The following is a 13787-nucleotide window of genomic DNA, read 5'->3' as shown; positions in this document are numbered from 1 at the left end:
AAGGTGAGAACCCGTGGCCTGGTTTAGGCGGAGCGCGTCCCATCCCGTCACGACAGCTGACCCCGGTGGGGCCGCCGAGACCCGCCGCGATCGCGCGGTGGCGCTCGCCGGGGCCCTTCCCACCGGGCAGGGCCCCTGGGATGCGGCAGATCGCGATATTGAGGAGCGGCCTCGACTCGACCTGGGAGCCCTGCAACTGCCGGCGATCTCGGGAATGCAGCTCGTCCCCGTCCCCGATCCCGCCGACCAGCAGCGCATAGGTGCCCTCGAAATCGTCGTCGCGGCCTCGCAGATGCAGATTTCGCTCGTCGCCACGAAACGGTCGGGCGGGCTGTGGGCCGGGATGGTCGAGGAATTCGCCGAGGCGTTGGCGGCCCAAGACATTCCGCACGAGATCGTCTTAGACGCCGACATCACCCGCATGACGGCCGAGCCCCAGAGCGAGCAGGGAGCCATGCCGATGTTGGCCGAGGCCTACCAGGGACGCGGATGGCTCATGCGCGTGATCTACCGCGGGGCGGCCGCCACTGACGAGGCGGCGCGGGAGTGCCTGAGCGACGTCGTTCGCGGTTGCGTCGTTCGCCGCGGCGAGGAATTCCTCGCTCCCGGCGACACGATCGCCCTGTCCCCGCCCCAAAACGTCGCTGACGGTACCGAAGGCTGAGCGGCGTGGGAATTCGAGAACGCTTTCGCCGCTCGGCCAACCGCATGGAGGCCGACGCCGGGGAGCAGCAGCGCTTGAGCGCGGCGCGCGATGCCGTGCCCGTCAGAGACGTGCAGCTGCGAAGCCGGGTGCGCGTGTGCGGAGTGCTGCGGGCACTGACCTACCCGGCACCTGGCGCCGGAGGGTCCTTTAAGGCGACCCTGTGGGACGGGACGGGAACGATCGATCTCATCTGGTTGGGCCAATCGCGCGTCGAGGGCATCCGCCCGGGCCTCAACGTCATCGCGTCGGGCGTCGTCGCCGAGCGCGGCGGCGTGACGTGCATCTACAACCCCGCCTACGAGGTCATCACGCCATGACATCGACGCCCTCGCCGTGGGCTAGCGCCGAGGCCGACGCGTTCTCGTTTGCCGACGCCGTCGGCGGTTGGCGAGGAGTGTTCGAGTCGAGCGCGCCGATGGTCGTCTTTATCGTGGCGACGCTGCTCAGCCCGCGCCTCGACATCGCCGTCGTCGCGGCGCTGGCCTGCGTCGTCGTCGCCATGGTCATTCGCCTCGTTCAGCGCCAGTCGCTGCGCCCGCTGGGCGGGGGACTCGCCGGCGTCGTCATCGGCGCGCGGTGTGGGCGTGGCAGAGCGGGACATCCGCCAACTTCTTTGCCTTCGGGCTCATCATCGACATCGTCTACGGCGTCCTCATCGCCGCGAGCATCCTGGCTCGGCGAAACATCGTCGGGTGGGCGATCGCGATCGGTCGCGGCCTGGGGCCGAACTGGCGCAGCGAGCATCGCGACTTCGTTCGCCGCTCACGATGGGCGAGCATCATTTGGGTCGGCCTCTTTGCGTTGCGCCTGGCTGTGCAGGGCCCGCTTTATCTCGCCAACATGGGCACGGCGCTCGGGGCGGCGAAGCTCGCCATGGGCCTGCCGTTATTTGCGCTTGCGGCCTACCTGACGTGGGCACTGCTGGCCGGGCACATTCCGGCCGCTCCCGCCTCCGAACCGGCTGACCCGGAGGCGGGCAACAGCCGCGACTAGTCCTCCTGGGCCAGATCCTCGGGCTCGGGCGCCGGGGTATCGAAGATCTCACGCAGCGCCGTGAGCGCGGCGTCGGCCTGGGTGGGGATGAGCAGCAGCAGTTCGTCGCCGATCTCGATCGTCGAGTCGATGCCGGGCGTGAACGGGTGGGTGTCGCGCAAAATGGCGACGAGAGCCGTCTGGACGGGCAGCTGCAGGTCGGATAGGCGTCGACCCGTGGCGGGCGAGCCGTCGGGAACGGTAACCGAATACAGCGATGTCCCCGAGCCGTGGAAGCGGAACAGGTGCACCGGCGTGCCCTCGGCGACGACCTCCTCGACCAGCGACGTCATGATGCGCGGGGTCGAGACGGGAATATCGACGCCCCACGTGTCGTCGAACATCCACTCGTTCGTCGGATTATTCACGCGCGCGACGGTGCGTGGCACGGCAAACTCCGTCTTCGACAGCAGCGACACGACGAGGTTGACCTTGTCGTCACCGGTGGCGGCGACAACGACGTCGGCACGGCGGGCCTCGGCCTGGTGCAGCGTCTGCGGGTCACAGGCATCGGCCAGCAGCCAGTCGGCGTCGGCAAGCTTGGCCACCTGCAACTTCTGGGCCGCCTGATCGATGAGAGCGACCTCGTGGCCGTAGGACAACAGTTCGCGAGCGATTGAGCGACCGACAGAGCCGGCTCCAACGATGATGATGTACATGACCTAGTCCTCCTGACCCGGGGCCCGACCGAGGGCGTAGCGCACGTCGGCGACGCGCGAGCGCTCACAGGCGACGTAGACGGTGTCGTCGGACTGGACAACGCCGCCGTGGACATCGAGGACGGGATGCCCCGCACGAACGATGTAGGCAATTGAGATCTCCAGGCGCTCGGTGAGCGAGGCAAAACTCACTCCGACCCAGCCGGCGTGCGGGCGGATCTTGATGATGGAGATTCCCGAATCGGGGTCCGTATGGAGCGTGCGCGCCTGATCGGGCAAGATCTGATCGATGATCTGGGCGCTCGTCCACGTTGCCGCGCCGATGGTGCGCACGCCGAGGCGCTCGTAGACCTCGGCGCGGCGCGGATCGAGGATGCGGGCGACGACGTGGCGAACGCCAAACGTCTCGCGGGCAACGCGCGCGGCAACGATGTTCGTATTGTCACCGCTGGAGACGGCGGCGAACCCGTAGGCGTCCTCGATCCCCGCTTTGCGCAGCACGGCCCTATCGAAGCCGATGCCCTTGATCCTCTGTCCCGAGAAATCCTCGGGAAGCTTGCGAAATGCGGCGGAATTGATGTCGATGACGGCGACGGAATGGCCGCGCTCATCGAGGGCGGCCGCCACCGTGGAACCCACGCGGCCCGAACCCATGACGACAAAATGCATACTGTCACGCTACCTCACCGGCTGCGGTCGCACTTGGCGTGAGTGGCATGATGAGGTTGTGACGTCAATCGTTCCCGGCCTCAAACGCGTGTTATTGGGCCGCCCCATGCCGACTCGGGCGATGGGACGCACGCTCTTGCCCAAGCGCATCGCCCTCCCCGTTTTCGCCTCCGACGCACTATCCTCGGTGGCCTATGCCCCCGACGAGGTGATCCTCACGCTGGGGCTCGCCGGGGTGGCCGCATCGGGCATCTCCCTGTGGGTCGGCGTGGGCGTGCTGGGCATCCTCACCGTCGTCGTGTTGTCGTATCGCCAAACGGTTCACGCCTACCCCTCGGGTGGCGGCGACTACGAAGTGGCCAAACATAACCTCGGCGCCAAGGCCGGGCTTGGGGTCGCTTCGGCACTGCTCATGGATTACATCCTCACCGTGGCGGTCTCGGTGTCCTCGGGGGCGCGGTATCTGTCGACCGCGCTGCCGATGTTGGCCGGGTACGAGGTCGTTATATCGCTGTGTGTCATCACCATCCTCGCCCTGTTGAATCTGCGAGGCATGCGTGAATCGGGCACGGCGTTCGCCATCCCCACCTACATCTATATGGGTGCCGTCGGCCTCATGGCGGTCACCGGACTGGTTCAGCAGGCAATGGGGACGCTCGGACGCGCGCCGAGCGCCCACTACGAGCTGGCCGCGGCCCCGGGCTACGAGACCGGGCTGATCGGCATCGCCGGCTTCTTCCTCGTGCTGCGGGCTTTTTCTTCCGGGTGTGCGGCGCTGACCGGCGTTGAGGCGATCTCGAACGGTGTCCCGGCGTTGACGAAACCGAAGTCGCGCAACGCGGCGACGACGCTCGCGCTGCTGGGCACCATTTCGGCGCTCATGCTGTTTTCCATCCTTCATCTCGCCCGCGCGACGGGGGTCAAAATCGTCGAACCCGGTTCACACCAGCTGCGCGAAGCAGGGCGGGTCGTCGACGGGGTGACGACCGATCCCGTCATCGGTCAGTTGGCGGCAACGATTTTTGCCGACGCGAAGCCGCTGTTCTTCCTCGTGACGGTGGTGACCGGACTCATCCTCGTCCTCGCGGCGAACACCGCCTTCAACGGCTTCCCGCAGCTGGCCAGCGTCCTCTCGCGCGACCGGTTCCTGCCAATCCAGCTGTACAACCGCGGGGATCGACTGTCCTATTCCAACGGCATCGTCGTTCTCGCCGCTGCTGCCGGCGTCCTCATCGTCGTCTTCGACGCCGAGGTGACCCGACTCATCCAGATGTACATCGTCGGCGTCTTTATCTCGTTCACGACGTCGCAGCTGGGCATGATCCGCCACTGGAATCGAGAGCTGCGCGTGTGTGTCGATGCCGCGAAACGGCGTCGAATTCGCCGCTCGCGTCTCATCAACTCCATCGGGCTGGTGTGCACCGGCCTCGTCCTCATCGTCGTGACGATCACGAAGTTCACGCACGGAGCGTGGCTGACCCTGCTGCTCATGGCCATCGTCTTCGTCCTCATGCTCGGCATCCACCGCCACTATGCCGTGACGTCGCAGCAGATGGTTGTCGAGGACTGGGACACCGAACACGTGTTGCCGTCGCGGGTGCGCGCTCTCGTCCTCGTCTCGAAGCTCGATCGTCCGGCAATGCGCGCCATCGCGTATGCGAGGGCGACGAATCCCTCGGCTCTCCAGCTCGTCACGGTCGAGATCGAACCGGGGGATGCCCAACGCCTGCTTACGCAGTGGGAGGAGTCGGGGACGGACGTCGCGCTCACCGTTCTTGATTCGCCCTTCCGCGACATCACGGGTCCCGTCGTCACTCACGTGCGTTCTCTGCACAACCGCTCTCCGCGCGACATCACCGTTGTCTACATCCCCTACTTCCTGCTGCATCACTCGTTTGAACACCTGTTGCACAATCATTCGGCAGCGAAATTGCGCCGCGAGCTTCAGCGCGTTCCCGGCGTCGTCGTGGTCCTCGTGCCCTATAAGCTCCACCGCGGGCTGCCGAGCGCGGCGACGGTCGCGCCCGAGGATCGCGATCCGTTGTGGAGTGGCGGGGAGCTGCCCTCGCGTCCGCTGCGCCCGCTGGGCGCGCGTGAACCGGTTGACCCGCGATGGGAACACGGTCGATGAGTGAGGTTCTCGACAACCTACGCATTCTCAAGCCGGTCCACGGTGGCTACGGGCTGGCTTTCATCGACGGGGCGACGGTCTTCGTCGCGGGCGCCATCGCCGGTGAGCGGCTGAGCGCTCAGGTGATCCGACGCAAAGGCCGGGTCGTCTGGGCGCGAGCGTGCGCCATCGATGAAGCGTCACCCGATCGGCGCGATCACGTGTGGCCGCAGGCCGAGCGTAGCGGCGTGGGCGGGGCCGATCTCGGCCACGTCAGCCTGGCGGGCGGGCGCCGCTGGAAGGCAGCGGTGATTGCTGATGCACTGGAGCGATTGGGGTCGCGCGAACTTGCCGACGAGGCGGGTCCGGTTATGGTCCACGCGGCACCGGGCGATGCCGAGCGCGACGGCCTCGGGTGGCGCACCCGCGTCGAATTCACCGTGGATGAGAGGGGACTCGCCGGCATGCACGTGCCGGGAAGCCAGCGTGTCGTCGCGCTTACCGATATGCCGCTGGCGAGCCCCGATATCGCCGAGCTCGGCCTGCTCGGTGGTGACTCGCCGTGGCGGTCGCGGTGGAAGCCCGGCCAGCGCATTCGCGCCTGGGGCGGGTACATCCGGATCGATCGCACGTGGCACGATGCAGCCGGTGAGGTCGTCGCCGACCCGATCCTGTCAGTGACAGCGGGTGAGGATACCTATGAGGTCCGTGCCGACGATTTTTGGCAAGCTCATCGCGAGGGTGCAGGCGTCCTGCACGAGGCTGTTGCCCGCGCGGTCGCTGGCCGGGGCGACGCCAGCGTTGCCGAGCTCTATTGCGGGTCGGGACTATTCACCCGCGTCCTCGCGCGCGAAAGCGCCGCCGTCTTTGCCGTCGAGGGTGCCGGGGGTGCCTGCGCGCAGGCGCGCGCCAACACTGCCGATCAGGGCAACGTTGAGGTCCGCCAGGCTCGCGTAGATCGGCGCTTTGTCGAAGACGAGATCATTGCGCGCAGGCCGGGACTCGTCGTCATGGATCCTCCGCGCACGGGCGCGGGGCGGGAGACGACTCGCGCGCTTGCCCGGGCCGGCGCTGAGCGCATCGTTCTTATCGCGTGTGATCCCGCCGCCCTGGCACGCGATGCTCAGGTGCTTCTCGAGGCCGGATATCACATTACGCAACTCGATGGTTTCGATTTATTTCCCTATACCCATCACGTCGAGTGCGTGGGAGTTTTTGATCGTGCTCGCTCCGGCGCGGTCTGACGCCAGAAACTCTGCGGCCACCGCTTGCGTGTCTACGTGTTGTTCATTCGGTTGTGAGCACCTAGGCGCCGCGGTATCTTGATATCGAGACACTGTTGTGGCGTCGCGGCGGCGGCGCGCTCGATGAAGAGGAGTCCGCATGAGCCTGAACTCGCTGGGAGCCAAGACGACCCTGAGGGTGGGGGAGACCACCTATGACATGTACGCGCTCAGCGCCGTGGACGGCCTGGAGAAGCTTCCCTACGCGCTGAAGGTCCTCGCCGAGAACCTCCTTCGCAATGAGGACGGCGCCAACATCACCGCCGACCAGATCCGCTCGCTGGCCAATTGGGATCCCGATGCGGAGCCGAGCGACGAGATCCAGTTCACGCCCGCCCGCGTCGTCATGCAGGACTTCACCGGGGTTCCGTGCGTCGTCGATCTTGCGACAATGCGCGAGGCCGTGACCGAGCAGGGCGGTGACCCGACCTCCATCAATCCCCAGGTCCCCGCCGAGATGGTCATCGACCACTCGGTGCAGATCGACGTGTTCGGCGAGCCAACCGCGCTCGAGCGCAACATGGATATCGAATACGAGCGCAACCGCGAGCGCTATCAGTTCCTGCGTTGGGGACAGGGCGCGTTTGATAACTTCCGCGTTGTCCCGCCGGGAACCGGCATCGTTCACCAGGTGAACCTCGAGTATCTGGCCCGGACGGTCTTCGTCAACACCGACGGCGACGTGCCCGTGGCCTACCCGGATACGTGCGTGGGCACGGACTCGCACACGACGATGGTCAACGGGCTGGGCGTACTCGGCTGGGGTGTCGGCGGTATTGAAGCCGAGGCCGCGATGCTGGGGCAGCCCGTCTCTATGCTCATTCCGCGGGTCGTCGGCTTCAAGCTCACCGGCGAGATCCCCGCGGGAGCGACGGCGACCGACGTCGTGTTGACGATCACCCAGATGCTGCGCGAACACGGCGTCGTCGGCAAGTTCGTCGAATTCTACGGCGAGGGCGTGGCGGCGGTGCCGTTGGCGAACCGCGCGACGATCGGCAACATGTCTCCCGAATTTGGCTCCACAGCCGCGATCTTCCCGATCGATGCCGAGACGATCTCGTATTTGCGCTTGACGGGGCGCAGCGACGAGCAGCTTGCTCTCATCGAGGCCTACGCGAAGGCAAGGGCCTGTGGCACGATCCGGCACGCGAGGCTCGCTACTCCGAATATCTCGAGCTCGATCTATCCACCGTCGTTCCCTCGATCGCCGGCCCGAAGCGTCCGCAAGACCGCATCGAATTGAGCGCGGCGAAGACCGCGTGGCGCGAGGCGTTGCCGTCGTATCTGTCGGGCGATGCCGGTGTCGATCCGCAGCTGGGACGTCCCTCGCGTGAGGTCGAGGTGACGATCGACGGCGAAGCGACGACGATTGATCACGGCATCGTCGCGATTGCCTCGATCACCTCGTGCACGAACACGTCTAATCCCTCGGTCATGCTCGCCGCGGGCCTACTGGCCAAGAACGCGGTCGAGCGCGGGCTGCGCTCGAAGCCGTGGGTGAAGACGTCGATGGCGCCGGGGTCTCAGGTGGTGACCGACTACTATCGCTCGGCGGGTCTGTGGGACGCCCTCAACACGCTGGGATTCAACCTCGTCGGTTATGGATGCACGACGTGCATCGGCAACTCCGGGCCGATCATTCCCGAGGTCCACGACGGCGTCGTCGACAACGACCTCACCGTCGTCTCGGTGCTCTCGGGCAACCGCAACTTCGAGGGACGCATCAATCCCGACGTAAAGATGAACTACCTCGCGTCCCCGCCGCTCGTCATCGCCTACGCGTTGGCCGGGACGATGGATCACGATTTTGCGACACAGCCGCTGGGCACCGATGCCGAGGGCAACGACGTCTATCTGGCCGATATCTGGCCGTCGAACGAGGACGTCCAGGCCGTCGTCGACTCCTCGATTACGCGCGAGATGTACCTTGAGGACTACGCCGACGTCTTCGCCGGTGACGAGCGCTGGCGCAGCCTGGATGCGCCGACGGGCGACACGTTCGCGTGGAATGAGGACTCGACGTACGTCCGCAAGGCACCGTTCTTCGATGACATGACGCCCGAACCCGAACCGGTAAGCGACATTCAGGGTGCCCGGGTGCTGTTGAAGCTCGGGGATTCGGTGACGACCGACCACATCTCGCCCGCAGGCGCATTCGCCCAGGCGACACCGGCCGGGCGCTACCTGAGCGAGCACGGCGTGGAGCGGCGCGATTTCAACTCTTACGGCTCGCGTCGCGGCAATCACGAGGTCATGATGCGCGGGACGTTTGCCAATATCCGCATCAAGAACCAGCTGCTCGACGGCGTCGAGGGCGGCTTCACCCGCGACTTCACGCGCGAGGGTGGCCCCCAGGCCTACGTTTACGACGCGGCCCAGAACTATCAGGCGCAGGGCGTGCCCCTCGTCGTCTTGGGCGGCAAGGAATATGGCTCCGGGTCCTCGCGTGACTGGGCGGCCAAGGGAACGCTGTTGCTCGGTGTCAAAGCCGTCATCGCCGAGTCGTTCGAGCGCATTCACCGCTCTAACCTCATCGGCATGGGAGTGCTGCCGCTGCAGTTCCCCGCCGGCGAGTCGGCGGATTCCCTGGGGTTGGACGGCACCGAGGTGTTCTCACTCACGGGGATCGAGGCGCTCAACGACGGCGTGACGCCGCGCACCGTTCACGTGCAGGCCACGCGCGCCGACGGCCGGGACATCGAGTTTGATGCGGTCGTGCGCATCGACACCCCCGGTGAGGCGGACTACTACCGCAACGGTGGCATCTTGTCGTACGTGCTGCGTCAGCTGGCGCACCGCGACTAAGCGCTGAGCGCGACGGCCGGGACCGGAATCTTCTGGTCCCGGCCGTACAATGTCTGCACACCATGATGGCGAGGGGAGAACACATGCGAATCATCGTTGGCGACGTCGATCCTGACGAAGTGCCCTTTTTTGACCAGTGGCGTGCCGACAATCCCGGCGTCACCCTGGAGTTGCACGCGGGGCATCTGAGCGTCGAGGATCTGCGCTGCGGTGGCGACTTCGCGGGCGTGTGCGTGCTCGGCACCCCGATGACGCGCGAGATGATGACCGAGATGGTCGCTCATGGCGCTCGCTACATTTCCAACCGCTCGATCGGGTATGACAACATCGATTTTGCTGCGGCTCGCGACCTGGGAATTCGCGTCGCGCACGTGCAGTACTCACCGGGCTCGGTTGCTGAGTTCACCCTCATGCTCATGTTGATGACGCTGCGCAAGGTGCGCCAGATGCGTGAGCGTTTCGCCGCCCAGGACTTTGTCCCGGCGGGCTTGGACGGGCGTGAGCTGGCTTCGCTGACCGTCGGTATTCTCGGTGCTGGACGCATCGGCGGCCGGGTGGCCCAGCTGTTATCGAGCTTCGGATGCACGGTTCTCGCCCACGATCCCGTGCAGCGTCCCGAACTCGACGGAATTGTCACCTACGTTGACGCCGAAGAGCTGTTCCGCCGCAGCGACGTCGTGACGATCCATGCCCTGCTCGATGACTCGACGTATCACCTGGTCGATGCCGAGGCGCTGGCGGCGCTGCCCGAGGGCGCGATCGTCGTCAATGCCGCGCGTGGGGCCATCATCGACACGCCTGCGCTCGTCGACGCCTTGGAGTCGGGGCGCCTCGCCGGTGCCGCCCTTGACGTCGTCGAGGGCGAGGTCGACTATTACTTTGCCGATTGCCGCGGTCGCGCTATTGCCGATCCGCTGTTTGCCCGCCTGCGTGCGCTGCCGACGGTTATTCTCACCCAGCACCTGGCCTATCTCACCCGCGAGGTCGTTGAGGAAATGGTGCGCGATGGCTTGGATCACATGCGCGAATTCGTCACGACGGGACGTTGTGACGACGAAGTCAGCAGCGACTAGGGGAGTACGACGTGACCGTTTCGGTCTTTGACCTATTCTCGATCGGGATCGGCCCCTCCTCGTCGCACACGGTCGGACCGATGAGCGCCGCCGCGGATTTTGCGGCACTTCTCGACGAACGGGGATTAGCTGGCGAGGTAGCCGAGGTCCACGTGGACCTCTACGGCTCGCTTGCGGCGACGGGGCGCGGGCACGGCACGCTTGGGGCCGTGCTGTTGGGACTCGAGGGGCATCGCCCGGCCCTCGTCGCTCCCGACACCATCGAGCAGCGGCTGAGTGAGATCGCCGCCGGATCTCCGCTGCGTCTGGGCGGAGGCGAGACGCAGGTGCGGCTCGGAATCGACGACATCGTCCTGCATCCGCTGACGTTCTTGCCGCGCCACTCCAATGGCATGCGCTTTCACGCGGTAGATGCCGCGGGCGCGCTGCTGTGCGAGCGCTATTCCTATTCTATCGGCGGGGGATTCGTCGTTCACGATGACGAGGATTCCTCCGCGTTGACGATGAGCGAGGCCGCTGTGCCCTACGATTACGCGACCGCAGGCGAACTCGTCGCCCACTGCCGGACGTCAGGGCGCTCGATCGTCGATGTTGCGCTCGCGAATGAGGCCGCCCGGCTGGGCGAGGACGAGGTGCGCGCGCGCCTGCTCGAGATCGCTCGCGTCATGGACGAGTGCAAGGAACACTCGTTGAGCCGCACGGGGGTCCTCCCCGGCGGACTGGGAACGCGCCGGCGTGCCCCGTCGTGGTATCGCCAGCTCAAGGCCGCCGATCCCAATCGGGACATTCGCTATTGGGTTGAGTGGGTCAATCTCGTGGCCCTGGCCGTCAACGAGGAGAACGCCTCGGGCGGGCGCATCGTCACCGCCCCGACGAACGGCGCTGCGGGCATCATCCCCGCGGTGCTGTTTTACGCCACCCATTACACCGATAGTGCGCTCGCCCTCATCAACGATCCGGGCTATTCGGCCGCTGATCGGCGCCGCGGGATGGACGACATCACCGTCGACTTTCTGCTGGCCGCTGGCGCAATCGGCTCCCTCATCAAGGAACAATCCTCGATCTCGGGCGCCGAGGTTGGGTGCCAGGGGGAGGTCGGGTCAGCCTCGTCGATGGCCGCGGCGGGCCTTGCGCAGGTCATGGGCGGCACCGTCGCGCAGGTGATGATGGCCGCCGAGATCGCGATGGAGCATCACCTGGGACTCACCTGCGATCCCGTCGGCGGTCTCGTTCAGGTTCCGTGCATCGAGCGCAACGCCATTGCGGCCACGACGGCGGTCAACGCGGCACGCATGGCGCTGTTTGATAAGGATCAAACGCCCCTGGTATCGCTCGACGCCGTCATCCAGACGATGAAGAAGACGGGCGCGGACATGTCGGAAAAGTATAAGGAAACGGCCCAGGGCGGCCTCGCGGTGACGATCGTCGAGTGCTGAGGCCGCCCCGGGACGCGCTCACACGGTGTCGGGGGTGGGAATTCCCCACACCTTGCGATAGAACGCCAGCTCGGCAAGCGCGGCGCGCCGGCGCGAGTCGTCGCGGATGAACCCGTGTCCCTCGCCATCGAAATACTCCACGCTGGCGGCGACGCCCCGAGCCCGCAGCGCCTCGACCATCATTTCGGTCTGGTTGGGCGGGACGACCGTGTCGTCGGTGCCCTGGAGCAGCAGTAGTGGCGCATCGAGGGTGTCGACGTGGGCAAGGGGAGAGCGCTCGACGAAGCGAGGATCATCCCCATCGGTGGCACCGAGCAGGCGATAGACGTAGCGCGATTCGAACTTGTGGGTGTCCTCGCTCAGCCGCTTGAGGTCGGCGATCCCGTAGTGGGAGACGCCCGCGCTGAAGACATCGGTGGTTGCCAGCGTCTGCAACACGGTGAATCCACCAGCAGAGCCGCCGCGAATGGCCATGCGACGGGGATCGACGAGCCCCGCCTCGGCCAGGAACTGCGCGCCGGAGGCACAGTCGGCGACGTCGAGCACGCCCCACTTGCCGTCGAGGGCATCGCGGTAGCTGCTCCCGTATCCGGTGGAACCGCGGTAGTTGACGTCGAGAACGGCGAAGCCACGCGAGGTCCAGTACTGGATCGTCGGGCGCAAGCCCTGGCGCGTCGCTGCGGTCGGTCCGCCGTGAACCATCGTGATGAGCGGCGGCAGCTCCCCGGAGGGAGCACGCCACTTCAGCGACGTCGGCGAATAGAAGAACCCATGCACCTGGCCACCGTCGCTGCTCGTCCACGTCAGCGGTTCGCCAACGGCGATCTCGGTGGTGTCGATGGCGACCTCAGCGGAGGAACGCAGCACGCGGATCTCGCCGTCGCTGACTTCGACGACCGACTCGAAGGCGAAGGGGTGATCGGCGAGCATGACGACACGCCCATCGGCGGCGGCGACGTTGCCCGAAGGCGACCACTTGCTCGGCCACTCCTCGAGTTGCCCGTTGTCGAGGCGCACCGTCCCGATGCGCCAGCTGCCGCGGTCGCACCAGGCGGTGATGAGGTGATCGGCGTCGAGGATGTCGAAAGAATGCAGCCCGAGTTGCCACTGCGGGGTGGTGAACTCCCGCTGGGCCGGGTGCAGGGCACGGGTGTGCAGATCGTCGGGCCACGTGCCCTTGCCCGAACAGATGCCCTCGGTGCGATAGAGGTTTGCCCATCCCGTCGAGTCATCGACGTGGATGAGGTCGCCGGTCGGGCTCCACCGCGGTTCCGAGGCGGCGACTCCGGGAGCATCGACGAGGGTGACGATGCGGGCGATCGTCCCATCATCCGTCAGCTCGGCCACGCGCAGCGTCGTCTGCTGCCAGGGCATGTGCGGGTGCGACCACGTGATGAAGGCGAGGAAACGCCCGTCAGGCGAAAGCGCCGGGGCGGCGACGAAATCGGAGTCACCCCACAGCTCGACGATCCGTTCGTCCTCGCGGGCCGCCGAGGCGTCCAGGGGCACCCCCACGAGCGCATTCGTCGGCTCGCCGTCGTCGTGATGACGCTCACGCACGGCCCACACGAGGCCGCGATGGGTATCGATCGTCATGTCGGAGTAGCGATCGCTGACCCGCGGGGTCAGCCGCGTCAGCTCAGAGGTCTGGGTATCGAGATCGAAGCGGTAGAGGCAGCCATCGCCTCCGTGCGACACGACGACAACACCGCTGGCCAGCGCGTAGGCCTTGCCGCCGTACTCGTGCACGCGCGAGCGCACGTCGACGAGCTCGGAATCGGGCGTGAGCGGCAGGATCTCGCTCACCTGGCCGTCTCCGCGCCGGCGCAGCAAGACATTGCGTCCGTTATCGCTCGTTCGTGACTCGACCCAGAACGTGTCCGCGCCGAGAACACGCACCTGTGACAAGGTGAGGAGCTTGCGGGTGATGATGTCGACGGTGAGGTCAGACTGCCACGCGCCGTAGGGCGCGATGCGGCGAACAGGTGTGGACGTCGAAGTCATGTCGCTCAGT

General features: G+C 66.3%; 10 protein-coding genes and 2 pseudogenes. 9 read left to right on the top strand and 3 right to left on the bottom strand.

Going from position 1 to position 13787, the window contains the following annotated elements; translation table 11 throughout:
- Positions 1-13 precede the first annotated feature (13 nt).
- The 4 genes and pseudogenes from H8R18_RS04590 (at position 14) to H8R18_RS04575 (ending at position 1699) form a co-directional block, all read left to right on the top strand.
- On the top strand, positions 14-664 hold the full coding sequence (locus H8R18_RS04590; protein WP_191070926.1) for a DUF3710 domain-containing protein: 651 nt from the start codon (positions 14-16) through the stop codon (positions 662-664).
- A gap of 5 nt (positions 665-669) precedes the next feature.
- The gene (locus tag H8R18_RS04585) at positions 670-1023 is read left to right on the top strand and encodes an OB-fold nucleic acid binding domain-containing protein (protein ID WP_191070925.1); all 354 of its coding nucleotides are present in this window, start codon (positions 670-672) and stop codon (positions 1021-1023) included.
- A pseudogene (locus tag H8R18_RS09955) lies at positions 1020-1220 on the top strand (hypothetical protein); the annotation flags it as partial. The gene H8R18_RS04585 and the pseudogene H8R18_RS09955, both read left to right, overlap by 4 nt.
- A 62-nt stretch (positions 1221-1282) precedes the next feature.
- Positions 1283-1699, top strand: a complete 417-nt coding sequence (locus H8R18_RS04575) for a DUF3159 domain-containing protein (protein WP_194189165.1) — start codon at positions 1283-1285, stop codon at positions 1697-1699.
- Here H8R18_RS04575 and H8R18_RS04570 read toward each other — a convergent pair.
- Both H8R18_RS04570 and H8R18_RS04565 read right to left on the bottom strand, forming a co-directional pair.
- Positions 1696-2397 carry a potassium channel family protein gene (locus H8R18_RS04570; protein ID WP_191070923.1) on the bottom strand — a complete coding sequence of 234 codons (702 nt, stop codon included), beginning with the start codon at positions 2395-2397 and terminating at the stop codon, positions 1696-1698. The two genes, H8R18_RS04575 and H8R18_RS04570, sit on opposite strands and share 4 nt — an antisense overlap.
- Positions 2398-2400: 3 nt before the next feature.
- On the bottom strand, positions 2401-3066 hold the full coding sequence (locus H8R18_RS04565) for a potassium channel family protein (RefSeq protein WP_191070922.1): 666 nt from the start codon (positions 3064-3066) through the stop codon (positions 2401-2403).
- 106 nt (positions 3067-3172) lie between these two features.
- Between H8R18_RS04565 and H8R18_RS04560 the strand changes: the two genes are divergently transcribed.
- From H8R18_RS04560 to H8R18_RS04540, 5 genes and pseudogenes are all read left to right on the top strand, one after another.
- Positions 3173-5197, top strand: coding sequence for an APC family permease (locus H8R18_RS04560; protein WP_191071938.1), 2025 nt, complete (start codon positions 3173-3175; stop codon positions 5195-5197).
- Positions 5194-6420: a class I SAM-dependent RNA methyltransferase gene (locus H8R18_RS04555; RefSeq protein WP_191070921.1), complete on the top strand. Its 1227-nt coding sequence runs from the start codon at positions 5194-5196 to the stop codon at positions 6418-6420. Before H8R18_RS04560 ends, H8R18_RS04555 begins: the two co-directional genes overlap by 4 nt.
- Positions 6421-6559: 139 nt before the next feature.
- Positions 6560-9264: pseudogene (gene acnA, locus H8R18_RS04550) on the top strand (aconitate hydratase AcnA).
- 83 nt (positions 9265-9347) lie between these two features.
- Positions 9348-10337 (top strand): NAD(P)-dependent oxidoreductase, encoded by a 990-nt coding sequence (locus tag H8R18_RS04545; RefSeq protein WP_191070919.1) that lies wholly within the window; start codon positions 9348-9350, stop codon positions 10335-10337.
- An 11-nt stretch (positions 10338-10348) separates the two neighbouring features.
- Positions 10349-11773, top strand: coding sequence for an L-serine ammonia-lyase (locus H8R18_RS04540; protein ID WP_191070918.1), 1425 nt, complete (start codon positions 10349-10351; stop codon positions 11771-11773).
- 18 nt (positions 11774-11791) lie between these two features.
- Here the strand turns inward: H8R18_RS04540 and H8R18_RS04535 are convergent, their stop codons facing one another.
- Positions 11792-13777 carry a S9 family peptidase gene (locus H8R18_RS04535; protein WP_191070917.1) on the bottom strand — a complete coding sequence of 662 codons (1986 nt, stop codon included), beginning with the start codon at positions 13775-13777 and terminating at the stop codon, positions 11792-11794.
- Positions 13778-13787 lie beyond the last annotated feature (10 nt).

Source organism: Nanchangia anserum (genome assembly GCF_015240065.1).
GTDB lineage: Bacteria > Actinomycetota > Actinomycetes > Actinomycetales > Actinomycetaceae > Nanchangia > Nanchangia anserum.
This window is presented reverse-complemented; position numbering and strand designations above follow the sequence as displayed.

Excerpts from the sequence above, each read along its gene's own strand:
- H8R18_RS04555 (WP_191070921.1), top strand. The coding sequence starts at position 5,194 with ATGAGTGAGGTTCTCGACAACCTACGCATTCTCAAGCCGGTCCACGGT.
- H8R18_RS04570 (WP_191070923.1), bottom strand. The coding sequence starts at position 2,397 with ATGTACATCATCATCGTTGGAGCCGGCTCTGTCGGTCGCTCAATCGCT.
- H8R18_RS04565 (WP_191070922.1), bottom strand. The coding sequence starts at position 3,066 with ATGCATTTTGTCGTCATGGGTTCGGGCCGCGTGGGTTCCACGGTGGCG.
- H8R18_RS04560 (WP_191071938.1), top strand. The coding sequence starts at position 3,173 with ATGCCGACTCGGGCGATGGGACGCACGCTCTTGCCCAAGCGCATCGCC.
- H8R18_RS04535 (WP_191070917.1), bottom strand. The coding sequence starts at position 13,777 with ATGACTTCGACGTCCACACCTGTTCGCCGCATCGCGCCCTACGGCGCG.
- H8R18_RS04545 (WP_191070919.1), top strand. The coding sequence starts at position 9,348 with ATGCGAATCATCGTTGGCGACGTCGATCCTGACGAAGTGCCCTTTTTT.